Below are 16,744 nucleotides of genomic sequence, written 5' to 3' on the forward strand. Positions count from 1 at the left end.
ATGCTGCGCATGACCAATTTGAGCAAGGTGTACCGCACCCACATGATCGAGACGCACGCGCTGCGCGGCTTCGAGATCGAAGTCCGCGAAGGCGAGTTCGTCACCGTGACCGGCCCGTCCGGCTCGGGCAAGACGAGCTTCCTCAACATCGCCGGCCTGCTCGAGGAATTCACGTCCGGCGAGTACATCCTCGACGGCGTCAACGTGAAGGGTTTGGACGACAACGCCCGCTCGCGCCTGCGCAACGAAAAGCTCGGTTTCATCTTCCAGGGTTTCAACCTGATCCCCGACCTCGACCTGTACGACAACGTCGACGTCCCGCTGCGCTACCGCGGCTTCAACGCGGCCGAGCGCAAGAAGCGCATCGAGGACGCGCTGGCGAAAGTCGGCCTGGCGTCGCGCATGAAGCATTATCCGGCCGAGCTGTCCGGCGGCCAGCAGCAGCGCGTGGCCATCGCGCGCGCGCTCGCGGGCTCGCCGAAACTGCTGCTGGCGGACGAACCGACCGGCAACCTCGATACGCAGATGGCGCGCGGCGTGATGGAACTGCTGGAAGAAATCAACGCGGCCGGCACGACGATCCTGATGGTCACGCACGACCCGGAACTGGCCGTGCGCACCACGCGCAACGTGCACATCATCGACGGCCAGGTGTCGGACCTCGTGCGCCGCGGACCGACGCTGGTCGACACGAAGTCCGCCACGGTCACCGCATAAGGAGCGCACCATGTTCGGCTATTACTTCAGGCTTGGCGTGCGCAGCCTGCGCCGCAACCCTGCCCTCACCGCGCTGATGGTACTGACGCTGGCCGTCGGCGTGGCCGCCAGCGTGTCGACGCTGACGATCCTGCACATGATGTCGAGCGACCCGATCCCGCAGAAAAGCACCCGGCTGTTCGTACCGCTGATCGACAACGGCCCGGTCGAGGGCTACACGCCGGGCGAGGATCCGGACGACATCCAGATCAGCTACAAGGACGCCGTCAATCTGGTAAAAAGCGGCCAGGGCGTGCGCCGCACGGCACTGTACGGGGTCGCCGCGCCGATCCAGCCGCCGCGCGCGGACATCCAGCCGTTCAACCTGTCCGGCCTTGCGCCCACGCGCGACTTCTTCGCCATGTTCGACGTGCCCTTCCTCCACGGCCAGGCCTGGACCGAACAGGACGAGGCGCGCGGCGCCGACGTCGTGGTCCTGAGCCGCGAGATCGCGGAAAAACTGTACGGCGACGCCAACCCCGTCGGCCAGCGCGTCATGCTGATGGGCTTCCCGTTCACCATCGTGGGCGTGATCGACAACTGGATGCCGCTGCCGCGCTTCTATCGCCTGAACGGCGGCGTGCGCTACGGCGCCGGCGAGGAATTCTTCATCCCGTTCACGACGTCGATCCGCCACGAAGTCACGCACAACGGCAGCATGAGCTGCTCGGGCAACCCGGGCGCCGGGTTCGCCGCGCGCCTGGCATCGGAGTGCACGTGGATCACGGTGTGGTTCGAAACGGCGGCGGCGAGCGACCGCGCCGACCTGCAGGCCTGGCTCGACAACTACGCGGCCGACCAGCGCAAGCTGGGCCGCCTGAAGCGCAACGCCGTGAACCGCCTGTACGACGTGCCGGAGTGGCTCGTGTTCACGAAGGTCGTCGGCAAGGACAGCAAGCTGCAGACGTGGCTCGCGTTCGGCTTCCTCGTGCTGTGCCTCGTGAACACCGTCGGCCTGCTGCTGGCGAAATTCTCGGTGCGCGCGTCCGAGATCGGCGTGCGCCGCGCGCTGGGCGCCTCGCGCGCCGACATCTTCCGCCAGTTCCTCATCGAGACCGGCGTCGTGGGCCTCGTCGGCGGCGTGCTGGGACTCGTCCTCGCGTTCGGCGCGCTGGCCCTGATCTCCATGCAGGGCAAGCAGACGGCCGCCGTGGCCCACATGGACTGGGAGATGCTGATCGTGACCTTCGTGATGTCGGTCGGCGCCGCCGTCCTCGCCGGCCTGTTGCCGACCTGGCGCGCCTGCCAGGTCACGCCCGCCATCCAGCTGAAATCGCAGTAAAGGAGAACCGCCATGGAAATCCGCCCCATCCTGTCCGCGCTGCTGCGCAACAAGACCGGCCCGATCCTCGTCGCGGTGCAGGTCGCCCTGAGCCTCGCGATCCTGGCCAACGCGGCCCACATCGTCAACGAGCGGCGTGCCGTCGCCGCGCGGCCGTCCGGCCTGGCCGACGAGCACTCGACGTTCTACATCACGGTGCGCAACCTGTCGAACGACACGCCGGAGCAGCGGCTGGCCAACATCAAGCGCCAGACCGCCGTGCTGCGCGCCGTGGCCGGCGTCGCGTCGGTCGCCCACGTCAGCCAGATGCCGCTGTCGCGCAGCGGCAGCAACACGAGCGTGGCCGTCAATGACCGCCAGGACAAGCCGAGCGCCGTCGCCTCGCAGTTCGTTTCCGGCGACTCGCTCGTGCAGACCTTCGGCCTGAAGCTGGTCGAGGGCCGCGACTTCCTGCCGGCCGAGCTCCTCGACGTGAACGAGGACACGACGGCCGAACCGCCGCCCCAGGTCATCCTGACGAAACCGCTGGCCGACAAACTGTGGCCGGAGCAGCCGGCCGTCGGCAAGACCATGTACTTCGGCACCGGCAAGGATGCCCGCGGCGTGCAGGTGGTCGGTGTCGTCCAGGCCCTGATGAGCGCCCACGGCGAAGTCGGCGAACGGGGCGAGCAGTCGGTGATCATGCCGGCGCGCCTGTACGGCAGCGAACCGGTGGTCCTGTACGCGATCCGTACCGAACCGGGCCAGCGCGACCGGGTGATGAAGGAAGTGGAAGACGCGCTGCGCAAGTCGTCGGCCACGCCGATGATCACGAAGATGAAGACCGTCGACGACGACCGCAAGGACCGCTACCGCGCCGACGTCGCGCTGCAGTGGATGCTCGTCACGGTGAGCGTGCTGCTCCTGCTGATCACCGCCAGCGGCATCGTCGGCATGGCCAGCCTGTGGGTCACGCAGCGCCGCAAGCAGATCGGCGTGCGGCGCGCGCTGGGCGCGAGGAAGACCGACATCCTGCGCTACTTCATCACGGAGAACTTCATGATCACGAGCGCCGGCGTGTTCGGCGGCGTGGCGCTGGGCCTCGCGTTGAACCAGCTCCTCGTCAGCAAGCTGGAGATGGCGCGCCTGCCGGCCGGCTATCTCGTGTTCGGCGCCCTCGGCTTCTGGCTGCTCGGCGTGGCGGCGGCCTACGGCCCGGCATGGCGCGCGGCCAGCATTTCGCCGGCCACCGCGACGCGCAGCGTGTGACCCGGCAGTGATATGCTAGCGGACATGCCTACCGTATTGATCATCGATGACAACGCCGCCGTCGGCATCGCGCTCGACGTCCTGTTTTCGCTGCACGACATCGCCTCGCTGCGCGCCGCCTCGCCCGAGGAAGGGCTTGCCCTCCTCGCGCGCGAACCCGTCGATCTCGTCATCCAGGACATGAACTTCACGGCCGACACCACGTCGGGCGAGGAAGGCGTGGCGCTGTTCCGCGAGATCCGCAAGCTGTATCCGGACCTGCCGGTGATCCTGCTGACGGCGTGGACGCACCTGGACGCGGCCGTCGACCTGATCAAGGCCGGCGCGGCCGATTACCTGTCGAAGCCGTGGAACGACGACCGCCTGCTGGCGACGGTGACGAACCTGATCGAACTGGGACAGGCCAACCGCGCGCTGGGCCAGCGCCTGCAGCGCGAACGCCGCGCGCGGCGCGAACTGGAACAGCAGTTCGACCTGCGCGGCCTCGTGTGGGCCGACCCCGCGACGGAGCGCGTGCTGAGCCTCGCCTGCCAGGTGGCGCGCGCCGACGTGCCGGTCCTGATCACGGGGCCGAACGGCACGGGCAAGGAACGCATCGCCGAGATCATCCAGGCGAATTCGATGGTCCGCGACGGTCCGTTCGTCGTGCTGAACTGCGGCGCGCTGCCGTCGGAACTGATCGAGGCGGAGCTGTTCGGCGCCGATGCCGGTGCGTACACGGGCGCCTCGAAGGCGCGCGAAGGCAAGTTCGAGGCGGCCGACGGCGGCACCTTGTTCCTCGACGAGATCGGCAACCTGCCGCTGGCCGGGCAGATGAAACTCCTGCGCGTGCTGGAGACGGGCCGCTTCGAGCGTCTCGGCTCCAACCGCGAGCGCCAGGTGAAGGTACGCGTGATCAGCGCGACGAACGCCGACCTCGCGGCGATGATCCGCGCCGGCGCCTTCCGCGAAGATTTGTATTACCGCCTGAACGTGATCGAACTGAAGCTGCCGGCACTGGCCGCGCGTCCCGGCGACATCCTGCCGCTGGCGCACGGCTTCCTCCCGCGCGGCAAGACCCTGCATCCGGGCGCGGAAGCCGCGCTGCTCGCGCACAACTGGCCGGGCAATGTGCGTGAGCTGAAGAACGTGATGGCGCGTGCGAACCTGCTGGCCCAGGGCGACGTGATCAAGGCGCCCGACCTCGGCCTGCCGCTGCCGGCCCATGTCGCGCTCGACGCGGAGCCGGACCGTGACGCCATCACGCAGGCGCTCGCACGCGCGGGCGGCGTGATCGCGCAGGCGGCGGCGGAACTCGGGCTGTCGCGCCAGGCCCTGTATCGCCGCATGGAGCGGTTGGGCATCGCCCGCACCGTATGAGATTCCGGCTGTCGCTCGTCACGCGCTGGTCGGCCCTCGTCGGCACGCTGCTGGCGGTCGGGATCATCATCGCGCTGGCGCTCGACCATCTGCTGCCGGGCCGTCCGCTCGCGGTGCTGGGCATCTGTTTGCTGTGCGTCGTGCCGATATCCATCATCACGCTGCGCTCGCAGGTGCAGCCGATCCTGTCGCTGTTCCGCGCGTTGGAGGGCACGGTCACCAGCTACCGCGACGGCGATTTTTCGTTCAGCCTGCACTGGCCGCAGAACGACGAACTGTCGGACCTCATCGCCGCCCACAACGCGCTGGGCGAAGTGCTGCGCGAGCAGAGACTGGACCTCGTGCAGCGCGAACTGCTGCTCGACACGATGGTGCAGAACACGCCCGTCGCCATGCTGCTCGTGACGGAGCCGCCGGGCGCCGCCGACCGCAATGTACGCGTTGTCGTCTACGCGAACGTGGCGGCGCGCCAGTTGCTGTTCGAGGGTCATAAGCTGGAAGGCCACGCGCTGCACGACGTGCTGCAAAAAACGCCGGCCCTCGTGGAAGCACTGGCGCGCGGCGGCGACGGCCTGTTCACGGCCGGCGACGGCGAAGAGGAAGAGGTCTATCACCTCGCCCGCCGCAACTTCAGCCTGAACGGCCGGCGCCACGAACTGCTGCTGCTGCGCCAGCTGACGGCCGAACTGCGGCGCCAGGAAGTGCAGACGTGGAAAAAAGTCATCCGCGTCATCAGCCACGAGTTGAACAATTCGCTGGCCCCGCTCGCATCGCTCGCCCATTCCGGCGCGGAGCTCGTGCGGCGCGGCCAGACGGAACGCCTGCCGCAGATCCTGCAAACCATCGGCGAACGCACGCGCCACCTGGAGAGTTTCATCCTCGGCTACGCGCGCTTCGCCAAGCTGCCGGCGCCGCGCCTGGAGACGATCGCGTGGTCCGATTTCGTGGCCGGCCTGGCGGACCAGGTGGCGTTCCGCCTCGGCGGCGAACTGCCGGAATCTCCGGCGCACATCGACCGCGCGCAGATGGAGCAGGCGCTCCTCAACCTGCTGAAGAACGCCCACGAATCCGGCTCGCGCCCGGAAGACGTCGAACTGCACGTACGGCGCGTGCAGGACGTGGTCCGCATCGACGTATTCGACCGCGGCACGGGCATGAACGACGCCGTGCTGACGAACGCCCTCGTCCCGTTCTACTCGACGAAGCGCAGCGGCACGGGCCTCGGCCTGGCGCTGGCGCGCGAAATCGCCGAAGCCCACGGCGGCCGCATCACCCTCGGCAACCGCGAGGGCGGCGGCCTGGCCGTCACCCTGATCCTGCCCGCCTGAACTCGACACTTCGGGGTCAGAGCCCGGTTTTAGGAAATTGCTCAGATTTGGGGTCAGGTCCCTTTCTTCCGGCGCCGTCCCGCGCATTGATCGCCGTTCCTCGTACTTACCCGCACAATAGGCGACGTTGAGCGCATCGACCATTTATAATGTGCTCTGACCCTGAATTTGCCGCGAAAGCGCACGATCGTGCGATACTCCCGGTTTCGTCGACGTTGGAGTACGCGAAGAATGATCCGACTACCTTTGTTTTGCATGACCGCGCTGGCGCTGTTGGCCGGCTGCGTCCAGTCCCCTGCCACCCGTACGGCCTCCGCGCCCGCGCAGCCGCAGCAACCGCCGCAGCAGCAGGTGCCGGGCCAGCATTGCGCGCCGCCCGTCTATCCGCAGGAAGCGCTGCAGGCGCGCATGAGCGGCGTGTCGATGATGGCCTTCCTGGTCGGCAGCGACGGCACCGTGCGCGAATCGCGCCTGCTCAAGTCGAGCGGTTACGCGATCCTCGACCACGCCGCCGAAGCCGCGCTCCGGCTGTGCCGCTTCAAGCCCGCGCTGAAGAATGGCCATACGGTCGCGGCGTGGCAGCCCGTCCAGTACGCGTGGTCGCTGCCGTAATGACCAACGCCAGGGATCCCCGCTTCGCCCAGCCCGGCCACCCGCCAGCCACGATCACCGAATTCGAAGGCGTGCGCTCGCTGCACCTCGGCACCTCGTGGGTGCAGGGCTCGATGCGGCTGGCGCGCCCCGATGCGATCGAACTGGAATACGTCCAGATGATGATGATGTGGATGCTGTTCCTGCCGAATCCGCGCCGTATCGTGCAGCTGGGCCTCGGCAGCGCCGCGCTGACGAAGTTCTGCCACCAGCGCTTTCCGCAGGCGCGCGTGACTGCCGTCGAGCTGAATCCGAACGTGATCGCCATCTGCCGCGAACACTTCGGCCTGGGATCCGACGACGAACGCCTGGACGTGCGCGAGATGGACGCGCTGGACTTCGTGATGGACGACGCCAACCACGGCACGGTGGACGTGCTCCAGGTCGACCTGTACGACGAGGAAGCGCGCGGCCCCGTGCTCGATACGCCCGAGTTCTACGCCGCGTGCGCCGCCTGCCTGAAGGATGGCGGCATCATGACCGCCAACGTGTTCGGCGATTTTTCCAACTACGACAAGAACCTCGATGCGATGCGGGACGCGTTCGACGCCGTCGTCTGGCTGCCCGAGGTCCACGACGCCAACATCGTCGTCGTCGCGTTCAGGGACGCGCCGCAGATCGACTTCGCCGTGCTGTACGAGCGCGCGGCCGACATCAAGCGGCGCTACAACCTGCCGGCCAAGGGCTGGGTCAACGGGTTGAAGGAGTGGATGCGCGACCACGCCGGCTGATCGTGCGCCGGCCCCGGCCCGGCTCGGGCTAGCATGGGACATGGCCACCGACATCTCGCTCCTGCGCACCGCGCGCCTGCAACTGGTCGTTCCCGAGGCGCGCCACACGGCAGCATTCTCCGCCCTGCATGCGGACCCGTACACCATGCGCTACATCGGCCAGGGCCGCCCGCTCGACCGGACGGACGCCTGGCTGCACCTCGCCATGCTGATCGGGCACTGGCAGATGCGCGGCTACGGCGCGTGGATGCTCGAAGATCCCGCCGACGGCAGCTTCGTCGGCCGCGTCGGCCTGTTCCATCCGGCCGGGTGGGACGAAGCGGAACTGGGCTGGATGATCGTGCCCGCGCTCCGCGGACGCGGTCTCGCCACGGAAGCGGCGCGGGCCGTGCGCGACGTCGCGTTCGGCACGCTCGGCATGACGTCGTTGATCAGCCTGATCAAGCCCGGCAACGAGGCGTCGCGCCGCGTCGCACTGAAGGCCGGGGCCATCGCCGCCGAAACCGTCAGCTTCCCGGACGGCCCCCTCCAGACCTACCGCTACCGCAAATAGTTCCCTCATGCGCGGCGCATACGACTGAGCCAGCGCAACTCAACCAAAAGTGTAATGGGCATTGTCATGAAACGTCATCGACGATTCTGATGAGGCTCAAGCATGAACGTGTTAATGGTTGGCGCCGGCAATGCCGGTTGCGCGCTCGGGGCCCTGCTGGCGCTGGACGGTCACCGTGTCGCCCTGCTCAAGACGTCGCGCGCGCTGCATGACGAGAACTTCGACGCGGTCGCCGCAACGCGCACGATCACGGTGAACGGCAGGGCCGGCGCCGGCACACCGCGCACGGCCGCACTGGCGCTCGCCACACGCGATCCGGACGAAGCCTTCGACATCGCGCCCGACGCCGTCGTCGTCACCACGCAGACGCAGTGCCACCCGCACGTCGCCGCGCTGATCGGCCCCCGGCTCGACGGCCGCCCGCTCGTGCTGCTGGCGCCCGGCTACCTGGGGTCGTTCCACTTCCTGCCCTGGCAGGCCCGCGCCGGGTTCCTGCTGGCGGAAGGCGAAAGCCTGCCGTACGACGCGCGCCTCGTCGCCCCGGGCACCGTCGACATCCTGTTCCGCAACGTGCGCAACGCGCTGGCCTTCGTGCCGCGGACCCGCGCGGCCGAAGGTCTGGCCCGCGCGGCCCGTTTGTTCCCGACGTATGTCGCGACCCGCACCAACGTGGTCGAATCCGCGCTGCACAATCCTAACCTCGTCGTCCACACGATCGGCACGCTGCTGTCGGCCAGCCGCATCGAATACGCGGAAGGCGAATTCTGGATGTACCGCGAAGCGTTTACGCCCTCGGTCCTGCGCCTGCTGGCGCGGCTCGACGCGGAAAAGAACGCCGTCATCGCGGCCACGGGCGGGCGGCCGTCGCCGTATTTCGACGAGTGCCGCTTCCGCAACGCCGACGACCTGGACGAACCCGCGCTGGCCGTGTTCCGCCGCTACGCGCGGGAAGGCGGCCCGAAAGGACCGGCCAGCATGGAGACGCGCTTCATCACGGAAGACGTGCCGATGGGCCTCGCCCTGCTGTCCTCGATCGGGCGCCTGATGGACGTGCCGACGCCGGTGGCGGATGCGCTGATCGTGATCGCCGAAGGCCTGCTCGACCGCGATTTCCACAGCGAGTCCGACGCGCGCACCCTGGCGAGCCTCGGGCTCGGCGACGTGTCGCCGGCCGACTTCCGGCGCCTGCTCGATGCTTGAGCGCGCCGCCCTGTACGGCTGGCTGGCGCGCCGCTATTACGCGTGGCGCCCGTATCTTCCGGCCCGCCTGCTGTACCACCCGGACTATTTCCGCCTGCGCGCGCTGCTCGCCGGCGACGCCGCGGCCGTCGATGCGCTCGCACGCCGCCGCCTGCGCGGCATCCTCGTGCACGCGCTCGCGCACGTGCCGCACTACCGCCGCACCGTGCACGTCAGCCCCGCCGAGGCGGCGCACGAACCGCTCGCCGAGGTGCTGGCCGCCTTTCCCTGGCTGACCAAGGACGAAGTGATGGCGCGGCAGCGCGACTTCCTCGACAGCCGCCTCGACCCGCGCCGGCTGCTGTACGCGACGAGCGGCGGCTCGTCCGGCCAGGGCATCGGCATGTGGCGCAACAAGCGCCTGGCCGACATCGAAAAAGCCTTCTTTGCGCACGAGTGGGGGCGCTTCGGCTTCTCGTTCGACAAATCGCGCATCCTGCGCATCGGCGCCGACGCGCGCCGCCACGCGCACGAGCCGCCGGTGCGCGTGGCGGGCAACCGCCTGATGCTGTCGCCCTACCACGTCGGCGCCGCGCACCGCGCCGCCATCCTCGATGCGCTCGACCGCTTCCGCCCGGACTACGTGCACGCGTATCCCAGCTCCGCGGCGGCGCTGGCCGAACTGCTCGATCCGGGCGACCTGGGTTTCCACGTGCGCGCCGTGCTGCTGGCGTCCGAGCCCGTCACGCCCGCGCAACTGGCGGCGCTGCGCCGGCTGTTCGATTGCCCCGTCTCGCTCAACTACGGCCTGTCGGAACGCACGAACCTGGCCTTCGCCACGTGCGCCGGGCTTGCGGGCGCGGACTATCGCTTCCAGCCGCTGTACGGCTGGTCGGAAAACCGCTGGGATGGCGAACGCGCGGAAATCGCGGGTACCTCGCTGTGGAACGACGTGATGCCGCTGATCCGCTACCGCACCGGCGACTACGGCGTGATCGACGCGGGCGGCCGCTGCGCCGCCATCGACGGGCGCGCGCAGGAATTCCTGATCGACCGCGCCGGCAACCGCATCCCCGGCCTCTCCATCGTCATCGACGAAGCCACGTGGGACGTCGTGCGCCTGTACCAGGTGCGCCAGCGGCGGCCCGGCGAGATCGTCCTCGCGGTGGTGGGACGCCACGGCCCGCTCGACGCCGCCCAGCGCGCCTTCCTGCTCGACGCCCAGCGGCGCCGCTGGGGCGACCGGTTCGACATCACCTTGCAGGAAGAAAGCGACATCCCGCTGGCGCCGAACGGCAAGCGCAAGCTGGTGGTCAGCGCGCCGGGTGCGTGAGCGGCAGGGCCGGCGCGGGCATCGCCTCGCGCCACCAGTCGGCGCCTTCCTGCGGCTGCGCGAGCGCGAGGCGCTCGCCCATCATCGGCGTCGCCAGCTTCACGCCGGCCGCGCGCGCAAGATCGGCGATGCGCTCGAACGGTTCGTACCACGGGTGCAGCGCCAGGTCGAACGTGCCGTTGTGGACGGGGACCAGCCAGCGCCCGCGCAGGTCCAGGTGCGCCTGCAGCGTCTCCTCGGGCAGCATGTGCACCTCGGGCCACATCTCGTTGTAGGCGCCGTTTTCGACGAACGTCACGTCGAACGGGCCGAAACGCTCGCCGATGGTCTTGAAGTCGTCGTGGTAGCCCGTGTCGCCACTGAAGAACAGCTTCAGTCCCGCCGCCTCGATCACCCACGACACCCACAACGTGCGGTCGCCGTCGCTGAGACTCCGGCCGGAGAAATGCCGCGACGGCGCCGCCGTCAGGCGCAACCCTTCCACGTCGGTCGACTGCCACCAGTCGAGCTGGCGCACCTTCGCCGCGTCGACGCCCCAGCGCACGATGCGGTCGCCCACGCCGAGCGGCGTAATGAACTGGTCAGTCTTGGGAATCAGGCGCTTGATGCTGTCGTAATCCAGATGGTCGTAATGGTCGTGCGACAGGATCACGCCGGCGAGCCGCGGCAGCGCCTCGATGCCGATCGGCGGCGCGTGAAAACGCTTCGGACCGGCCCATTGCACCGGCGCCGCGCGCTCGGAAAACACGGGGTCCGTGAGCCAGTAGCGGCCGGCGAGCTTGAACAGCATCGTCGAATGGCCCAGGCGCCACAGGCTCGCGTCGGGCGCGGATTCGATGTCGGCCCTTGTCACCGGCTGCACGGGCAGCGGCTGGTCGGGCACCGCCGTCTTCGGCTTCGTCGTCGACACTTTCCAGAACAGCGCCAGCATCTCCATGATGCCCTGGCGGCGGCGCGGGACGACGTTGCGGAAACGGCCGTCGGGGTGGCGTGGGGCGGATTCAGACATGGCGGCAGTGGCTCGAAGGACGATGAACGATCATCGCACGTTCCCAAAAATCCTGCCGAAGGGTTGGCAAATTCAGCGCCGTTCGCGCCACCACAAGCCAAGCATCGCCAGCGCGAACACGACGCCGAACGGCCACACGGGCAGCGGCCGCGTGCCCGGTGCGACCGGTGCCGGCGTACGCGCCGCATACTTCTCCGTCGCGGCACGGCGTTCGCTGCGTTGCCACAATGGCCAGTCGCCCGGCGCATACACGTACACCTGGCCGTCGTTCGTGCCCGTCTGCACATGCAGCCAGCCGCTGGCCGCCGGCCACACGGCCACGCAGGCGGCATCCACGTGTTCCGGGCGGCGCTGCCAGGTGAGCGTCTGTTTCAACTCAGCGATGGTCACGGTGCCGCTCACGCCGCGCGCGCAGACTGCCAGGCGCCGGTGCGGCAGCGGCATCTCCTCCGGATCGAGCCATGCGACGTCCGCGCGGCGCTGCACGCCCAGGCGGTCGAGAACGTCCTGCCACCACAGCGCCAGTTGACGGGGCTGCGCGATCGCATGACGGTGCCAGTCGCCCACGCCCAGCCAGGCGATGCGGCCGTCTTTCCAGTCGCGCGTCCACAAGCCGTCCTTGCCGGTCCACTCGCCGCTGCGGTCACCGGCCGGATTCAAGCCGCCGGACGCCATCGGCAGCACCGTGCCGATGGTCTTGTTGGCCGGCTGCGGCGCCAGCGGCAACTGCACGCTGCGCGCCCACGTGCCGGCATCGCGCGCATTCGCGCCCAGCACGAGCAGCCGCGTACCGCCGGCCACGCGCGCCAGCAGCGCGGCGCGGGTGGCGGCGCCGGCCCGCTCGAACCAGGCCGCGTCGACGATCTCCAGCTCGGGCTTGTCCATCGCCGCGCGCGCCGTCTCGGCACGTTCCAGTCCTTTGCCCAGTTCGACCTGCCAGTCGATGACGGCGCCGCTGGCCGCGAGCAGGTCGTCCAGCACGCGCAGGTCGAACGACGGCGCGCCGAACCGTCCCCGCACCTGCAGCGGCGCGGGATCCGTCACCGTGAACGGCACGGGCCCTTCGTCGACGACCTTGCCCGATGCGTCCTGCAGGCGCGCCTTCAACACGAGCCGTTCCGCGACGGGCGGCAGCCATTGCACGGCGAGGTCCGTGTCTCCCTTCGCTTCGGCCAGTACTTGACCGTTCTCCGCCAGCAGTTGCAGGCGGCCGGGCGCGGACCACGAGCGGTGCACTTTCAACGTGAACACGCGGCCCAGCGCGATCGTGCGGGGGAAGTCGAGATCGATGGCCGGCGTATCCGGCTTTTTCCAGTCGAGCGGACGGGCCGGCAGGTCGTCCCATTCGGCCGCGCGCAGGCCGTCGCCGGACAGGCGCAACGTGCGCACGCCGGCCAGCGTGCGTGGCGGGTCGGCCGCATCGACCGTCAGCGTAGCCCCCGCCTCGCCCGGCAACGCGAATTCGCCGACCGTACCCGCCAGCGCCACGCCGGCGACCAGCGCCAGCACGGCATCGATCCAGCGCCGGCGCGCGGCATACGCGAGCGCGGCCAGCACGCCGATGACGACAGCGGCGATGGCGCTCATCGTTCGCCTCCCCGCAGCGCCTTCGCGAACGGCGTCTCGACGACGGGCCGCGCCTGCAGCAGCACGGGCGCGTCAAGCACGCCCCCGCGCAGCCACGCGGCCAGTTGCGCACGCGCGGCCGGCTTGCCGTCGGCCACGTCCTGGATTGCCCGCTGCGCCGCGAGCCGCTGCTCGTCGTCCGCGATCCGTTCGCGTACCCAGTCGTGCGCCGTGCGCGTCCACAGCGCGGGCAGCGGACCGTCGTGGCCGAGCGCCTGCACGAGGTCGCGCAGGTTCGCCGGCACGATCTCCGCGGCGCCGGCCTGCGCGCGCTTGTAGCTGGCCGCGCCGGCCATGTCGCCGCTCATGCGCTTGTCCTCCTTGATGGCCGGCGGCGCGAACGCCGTCTTGTGCAGATAGATGCGTTCCGACCGCTGCAATTCCTTGATCGCTTCCAGCGCCTGGTACTCGGGCGGCAGCGCGGTCTTCGGCGTGATGGCACGCAGCGCCTTTTCCGCGTCCCACATCGCGGACAGCGCGCGCCGCAGCAGCTTTTTCGTCGCGTCGTCGAACAGGGTCGCGTTCTCGACCGAATCGTGCGCGTGGCCGAATTCGTGCAGCACGTCGAGCCTGGCGCCCGCGCCGTGACCATGATCATCGTCATGATCGTCGTCCTTGCCGAACAGCGTGGATTCCTCGCCGAGGAACTGGCCGTAGCGGCGGCGCAGCGCGGCCTGGTCGGACGCGATGCTTTCGCTGCGCTCGCGCACTTCATCGTCGCGCATCTTTTTCGACCGCATGTCCGCCACCAGCTGCTCCGTGTCGATGATCACCTGGCGCTGGCTGCGCAGGCTTTCCGGCTTGACGAGCGTGGGGAGCGCCGTCGTCTCGTCCGCCTGTTCCGACGGCGGCGCGGGCAGGCGCAGCGTGACCGTGGGCGACTGCACCGTGTGCGGCCGCGCCGCGTTGTCGCTCGCGCGCACGAAGAAGTACAGCTCGTCGCCCGGCTCCATGCCGAGGTCCGTCAGCAGCCAGTCCTTCGTCCAGCTGCGCCGGCGCGGGTCGCTCGACGCGGGCAGCGGCAGTTCGCGGTCGCTGAAGCGGATGTTTTCGCCGCTGCCGCGCGCCAGCGTGAGGTGCAGCGTGGCCTGCTGGACGCGGTAGTCGTCGGTGACGGTCACCGCGATGGCTGCGCTCTTCGCATCGCGCGGCAGGTCTTTCGTCATGTCGTTCGGCTGCGTGACGGCGATGTCCGGCGGCTGGTCCGGGATCACCTTCAGGGTGTAGCGCGTGCCGCGCCAGCGCCAGAAGATGGATTCCGTCGCCGTCCAGCGCGCGCAAGCGGATCCCGCGTGCAGGGTCTGGCCGTCGCTCAGTTCGATGGTTTCGTCTGCCTTCTGTAGATCGTCCAGGCACCATTCGACCGCGGTCTGCTCGGGCACCTGCGCATCCTTCGGCGGAGACTCCCATGGCGCCACGCCCGTGTACGACGGCGGCGCCAGTTTCAAGACCAGCCCCGCGTGCGCCGCGGCTGCCGCTACCGGACGGCCGGCCGCATGGGCGGCAGCTTGCGGACTGGCCGCATGCGGCAGCAAGGTCGAACCCCACGCCAGCCCCGCGAGCGCGAGATTCGCGAGCAACCACGTCCAGCCGAACGGCACGTGCGCGGCCACGATGGCGCGCACGCGGCGCGGCGGCAGCGCGGCATCGATGCGCTTCAGCAGGCGCTCGCGCTGCAGGCGCGCGACGGGCATTTGCGTTTGCGGTTCCTGCGCCAGCAGCGCGGCGCTGTCTTCCATCTCGGGCACGGCACCGTTGATCCAGTGCGTCCAGCCATGCGCCACGTGGCGTTGCAGGTGCAGGCCGTCCCACGCGCAGAACGCCGACCACGCCAGCAGGCCGGGGCCGGAGCGCAGCAGCAGCCATGGCAGCGCGCCAACGACCCACAAGCCCGCCCGGCGCAACGATGCGGCGCGCCACAAGCGCCGCGCGAGATCAGCGGCGCCGGACATGGGTCACGATCCTTTCAAGTGCGAACAGCACGACGAGCGCGAGACCCAGCCAGTGGCGCAGCGCGCCGGACGCCGGGCCGGCCGGCGCAGCGGCGTCCGGCTCGAGTGCCTGCGCGGGCGCCGTGTAGGGTTGTACGCCGACACACCGGCGCTGCCACGCGGCGAACAGGGTGCGTGCGCCGTCGGCATCGCGCGGTGGCTCTGCGCGCCACAGCGGTGCGCGCAGGCCGGGCGGCGGCGCGTCGGGCCGGTCCCACACGACGAGCTCCGTGCGCGGGCCCGGCGCCGCATCGACGACGATATGCCACACGCCCTCGGCCGCCGCGAACAACCGGTTCCACGCCTCGGCCCGGTCGCTGAAGACGGCGACGTGACGTTCGACCGGTGCCGCGGGCGCCGCCGCGGTGCGCAACTCGACGGCGTGGCGGAAGCGCGGCAGCACGGCGGGCATGACGGCGTCGCCGGCGACGACCACGCGCGCATCCGGTTCGAATTCGCGCTCGTGCGCGTGCAGCCACGTCACCGCGTCGCGATCGGGCAAGGTGATGCGCCGCCCAGCCTCCTTGTCGACGACCGCCGGCGGCGTCCCCGGCACGACCAGCACCGTGTCCCCGCGCCACGCCAGCACGAGATCGGCCAGCAGCGCGATCAGGGTCACCAGCAGCAGGCAGCGCAGCAGTAACAGGACCGCGTCGTGCCAGCGCCACACGCGCTGCTGTTTCGGCTCCGCCGCCGGCAGGAAGCGTGCCGAGGCAAGGAAGGCCGTCTTCGCCTGCTCGCGTTTCTGGCGGTGCCACAGGATGGGCAGCAGCACGACCGGCAGCGCCCACCACCACAAGCTCATTCCGTTCATGCGGCCTGCGCCCTCCGTAACCACGCCCGCAGGACATCACTGGGCGCCTGCTCGATGCGCGCCTGGACCAGTGGCACGTCGTTCTTGCGGCACGCGCGCACGACCTCGTCGAAGTGCGCCGCACGGTTGCGAACGTACGCTTCCTTCACGTCACGACCGAAGCGGTAGACGGCGCCGCCGTGCTCGGGGTCGCGGTAAGCCGGTGTCGCGTCGAACGCGGCATCCACCTCGGCCTGCGTGTGCAGGCACAGGGCGCGCACGTCGTGGCGCATGCGGCGCAGCCGGAGCAGCGCGTCGGACAGCGGGGACGGCCAGTCGAGAAAGTCGCTGGCCGCGCACACGACGCCGGGCGCGCGGGAAAAATGCAGGCTGGCGCGCAGGGTGTCGGCGCCGGGCAGCACGCCGCCCGCCTCGACGCCGTTCAGGCGCGCCAGCACGCGCTGCAGCTGGCGCGGTCCGCGCGCGGCCGGCGTGAAGTCGGCGCGCTCGCCGCGGCACACGATAAGGCCGAACGCATCGCCCTGGCGTTGCGCGATGGCGGCCACGCACGCGAGCAGCACGCGCGCATACTGCAGTTTCGTGAGCCCTTCGATGCTGCGGCTGGGTTCCGCCATCGACGCGGTCGCATCCAGCACGAGCCAGACGGCGACGTGGCTGTCGCGCTCGGCCTCGCGCACATAATATCGATCGGCGCGCGCGAGGAGTTTCCAGTCGACGCGGCGCCACTCGTCGCCGGGCGCATAGGCCCGGTATTCCGAGAACTCGACGCCGGCGCCCCGCTCACGGCCGGCGTGGATGCCGTGGCCGAGCCCCGCCAGCACGTGGCGCACCACGAGGTCGAGGTTGGCCGCGTGCGCGATCAGCGACGATGAAGACAGCACGTT

The 16,744-nt window shown here is 69.8% G+C and carries 15 protein-coding genes; 10 read left to right on the top strand and 5 right to left on the bottom strand.

What is annotated here, in order from left to right:
• The 10 genes from ACL58G_RS02620 to ACL58G_RS02665 all read left to right on the top strand — a co-directional run bounded on the left by ACL58G_RS02620 (position 1) and on the right by ACL58G_RS02665 (position 10,420).
• Positions 1-717 (top strand): ABC transporter ATP-binding protein, encoded by a 717-nt coding sequence (locus ACL58G_RS02620; protein WP_440965001.1) that lies wholly within the window; start codon positions 1-3, stop codon positions 715-717.
• A gap of 10 nt (positions 718-727) precedes the next feature.
• Positions 728-2,038, top strand: coding sequence for an ABC transporter permease (locus tag ACL58G_RS02625; RefSeq protein WP_440965003.1), 1,311 nt, complete (start codon positions 728-730; stop codon positions 2,036-2,038).
• 12 nt (positions 2,039-2,050) lie between these two features.
• On the top strand, positions 2,051-3,286 hold the full coding sequence (locus ACL58G_RS02630) for an ABC transporter permease (RefSeq protein ID WP_440965004.1): 1,236 nt from the start codon (positions 2,051-2,053) through the stop codon (positions 3,284-3,286).
• 24 nt (positions 3,287-3,310) lie between these two features.
• Positions 3,311-4,645 (top strand): sigma-54-dependent transcriptional regulator, encoded by a 1,335-nt coding sequence (locus tag ACL58G_RS02635; RefSeq protein WP_413386075.1) that lies wholly within the window; start codon positions 3,311-3,313, stop codon positions 4,643-4,645.
• A complete protein-coding gene (locus tag ACL58G_RS02640; protein ID WP_440965006.1) occupies positions 4,642-5,973 on the top strand; it encodes a sensor histidine kinase in 1,332 nt (443 codons plus the stop codon). Before ACL58G_RS02635 ends, ACL58G_RS02640 begins: the two co-directional genes overlap by 4 nt.
• A 231-nt stretch (positions 5,974-6,204) precedes the next feature.
• Entirely contained in the window at positions 6,205-6,585 is a 381-nt protein-coding gene (locus ACL58G_RS02645; protein ID WP_413386073.1) for an energy transducer TonB, read from the top strand.
• Positions 6,585-7,355, top strand: a complete 771-nt coding sequence (locus ACL58G_RS02650) for a spermidine synthase (protein ID WP_440965008.1) — start codon at positions 6,585-6,587, stop codon at positions 7,353-7,355. Before ACL58G_RS02645 ends, ACL58G_RS02650 begins: the two co-directional genes overlap by 1 nt.
• A 40-nt stretch (positions 7,356-7,395) precedes the next feature.
• Positions 7,396-7,908, top strand: coding sequence for a GNAT family N-acetyltransferase (locus ACL58G_RS02655; protein WP_440965010.1), 513 nt, complete (start codon positions 7,396-7,398; stop codon positions 7,906-7,908).
• Positions 7,909-8,010: 102 nt separating this feature from the next.
• Positions 8,011-9,108: an NAD/NADP octopine/nopaline dehydrogenase family protein gene (locus ACL58G_RS02660; protein WP_440965012.1), complete on the top strand. Its 1,098-nt coding sequence runs from the start codon at positions 8,011-8,013 to the stop codon at positions 9,106-9,108.
• A complete protein-coding gene (locus ACL58G_RS02665) occupies positions 9,101-10,420 on the top strand; it encodes a hypothetical protein (protein WP_440965014.1) in 1,320 nt (439 codons plus the stop codon). The genes ACL58G_RS02660 and ACL58G_RS02665 overlap by 8 nt, the downstream gene beginning before the upstream one ends.
• Here ACL58G_RS02665 and ACL58G_RS02670 read toward each other — a convergent pair.
• From ACL58G_RS02670 to ACL58G_RS02690, 5 genes are all read right to left on the bottom strand, one after another.
• On the bottom strand, positions 10,401-11,429 hold the full coding sequence (locus ACL58G_RS02670) for an MBL fold metallo-hydrolase (protein ID WP_413386069.1): 1,029 nt from the start codon (positions 11,427-11,429) through the stop codon (positions 10,401-10,403). The genes ACL58G_RS02665 and ACL58G_RS02670 overlap by 20 nt on opposite strands.
• A gap of 72 nt (positions 11,430-11,501) precedes the next feature.
• Entirely contained in the window at positions 11,502-13,016 is a 1,515-nt protein-coding gene (locus tag ACL58G_RS02675; RefSeq protein WP_440965015.1) for a hypothetical protein, read from the bottom strand.
• Positions 13,013-15,007 carry a DUF4175 family protein gene (locus ACL58G_RS02680; protein WP_440965016.1) on the bottom strand — a complete coding sequence of 665 codons (1,995 nt, stop codon included), beginning with the start codon at positions 15,005-15,007 and terminating at the stop codon, positions 13,013-13,015. The genes ACL58G_RS02675 and ACL58G_RS02680 overlap by 4 nt, the downstream gene beginning before the upstream one ends.
• Positions 14,991-15,860 carry a BatA domain-containing protein gene (locus ACL58G_RS02685; protein ID WP_440965018.1) on the bottom strand — a complete coding sequence of 290 codons (870 nt, stop codon included), beginning with the start codon at positions 15,858-15,860 and terminating at the stop codon, positions 14,991-14,993. Before ACL58G_RS02685 ends, ACL58G_RS02680 begins: the two co-directional genes overlap by 17 nt.
• A complete protein-coding gene (locus ACL58G_RS02690; protein WP_440965019.1) occupies positions 15,857-16,741 on the bottom strand; it encodes a DUF58 domain-containing protein in 885 nt (294 codons plus the stop codon). Before ACL58G_RS02690 ends, ACL58G_RS02685 begins: the two co-directional genes overlap by 4 nt.
• Between the last annotated feature and the right edge of the window lie 3 nt (positions 16,742-16,744).

The organism is Massilia sp. GER05 (assembly GCF_052056005.1).
In the GTDB taxonomy this organism is placed as follows: Bacteria; Pseudomonadota; Gammaproteobacteria; order Burkholderiales; family Burkholderiaceae_D; genus Telluria; species Telluria orientalis.

Excerpts from the sequence above, each read along its gene's own strand:
- ACL58G_RS02620 (WP_440965001.1), top strand. The coding sequence starts at position 1 with ATGCTGCGCATGACCAATTTGAGCAAGGTGTACCGCACCCACATGATC.
- ACL58G_RS02625 (WP_440965003.1), top strand. The coding sequence starts at position 728 with ATGTTCGGCTATTACTTCAGGCTTGGCGTGCGCAGCCTGCGCCGCAAC.
- ACL58G_RS02630 (WP_440965004.1), top strand. The coding sequence starts at position 2,051 with ATGGAAATCCGCCCCATCCTGTCCGCGCTGCTGCGCAACAAGACCGGC.
- ACL58G_RS02635 (WP_413386075.1), top strand. The coding sequence starts at position 3,311 with ATGCCTACCGTATTGATCATCGATGACAACGCCGCCGTCGGCATCGCG.
- ACL58G_RS02640 (WP_440965006.1), top strand. The coding sequence starts at position 4,642 with ATGAGATTCCGGCTGTCGCTCGTCACGCGCTGGTCGGCCCTCGTCGGC.
- ACL58G_RS02645 (WP_413386073.1), top strand. The coding sequence starts at position 6,205 with ATGATCCGACTACCTTTGTTTTGCATGACCGCGCTGGCGCTGTTGGCC.
- ACL58G_RS02650 (WP_440965008.1), top strand. The coding sequence starts at position 6,585 with ATGACCAACGCCAGGGATCCCCGCTTCGCCCAGCCCGGCCACCCGCCA.
- ACL58G_RS02655 (WP_440965010.1), top strand. The coding sequence starts at position 7,396 with ATGGCCACCGACATCTCGCTCCTGCGCACCGCGCGCCTGCAACTGGTC.
- ACL58G_RS02660 (WP_440965012.1), top strand. The coding sequence starts at position 8,011 with ATGAACGTGTTAATGGTTGGCGCCGGCAATGCCGGTTGCGCGCTCGGG.
- ACL58G_RS02665 (WP_440965014.1), top strand. The coding sequence starts at position 9,101 with ATGCTTGAGCGCGCCGCCCTGTACGGCTGGCTGGCGCGCCGCTATTAC.
- ACL58G_RS02670 (WP_413386069.1), bottom strand. The coding sequence starts at position 11,429 with ATGTCTGAATCCGCCCCACGCCACCCCGACGGCCGTTTCCGCAACGTC.
- ACL58G_RS02675 (WP_440965015.1), bottom strand. The coding sequence starts at position 13,016 with ATGAGCGCCATCGCCGCTGTCGTCATCGGCGTGCTGGCCGCGCTCGCG.
- ACL58G_RS02680 (WP_440965016.1), bottom strand. The coding sequence starts at position 15,007 with ATGTCCGGCGCCGCTGATCTCGCGCGGCGCTTGTGGCGCGCCGCATCG.
- ACL58G_RS02685 (WP_440965018.1), bottom strand. The coding sequence starts at position 15,860 with ATGAACGGAATGAGCTTGTGGTGGTGGGCGCTGCCGGTCGTGCTGCTG.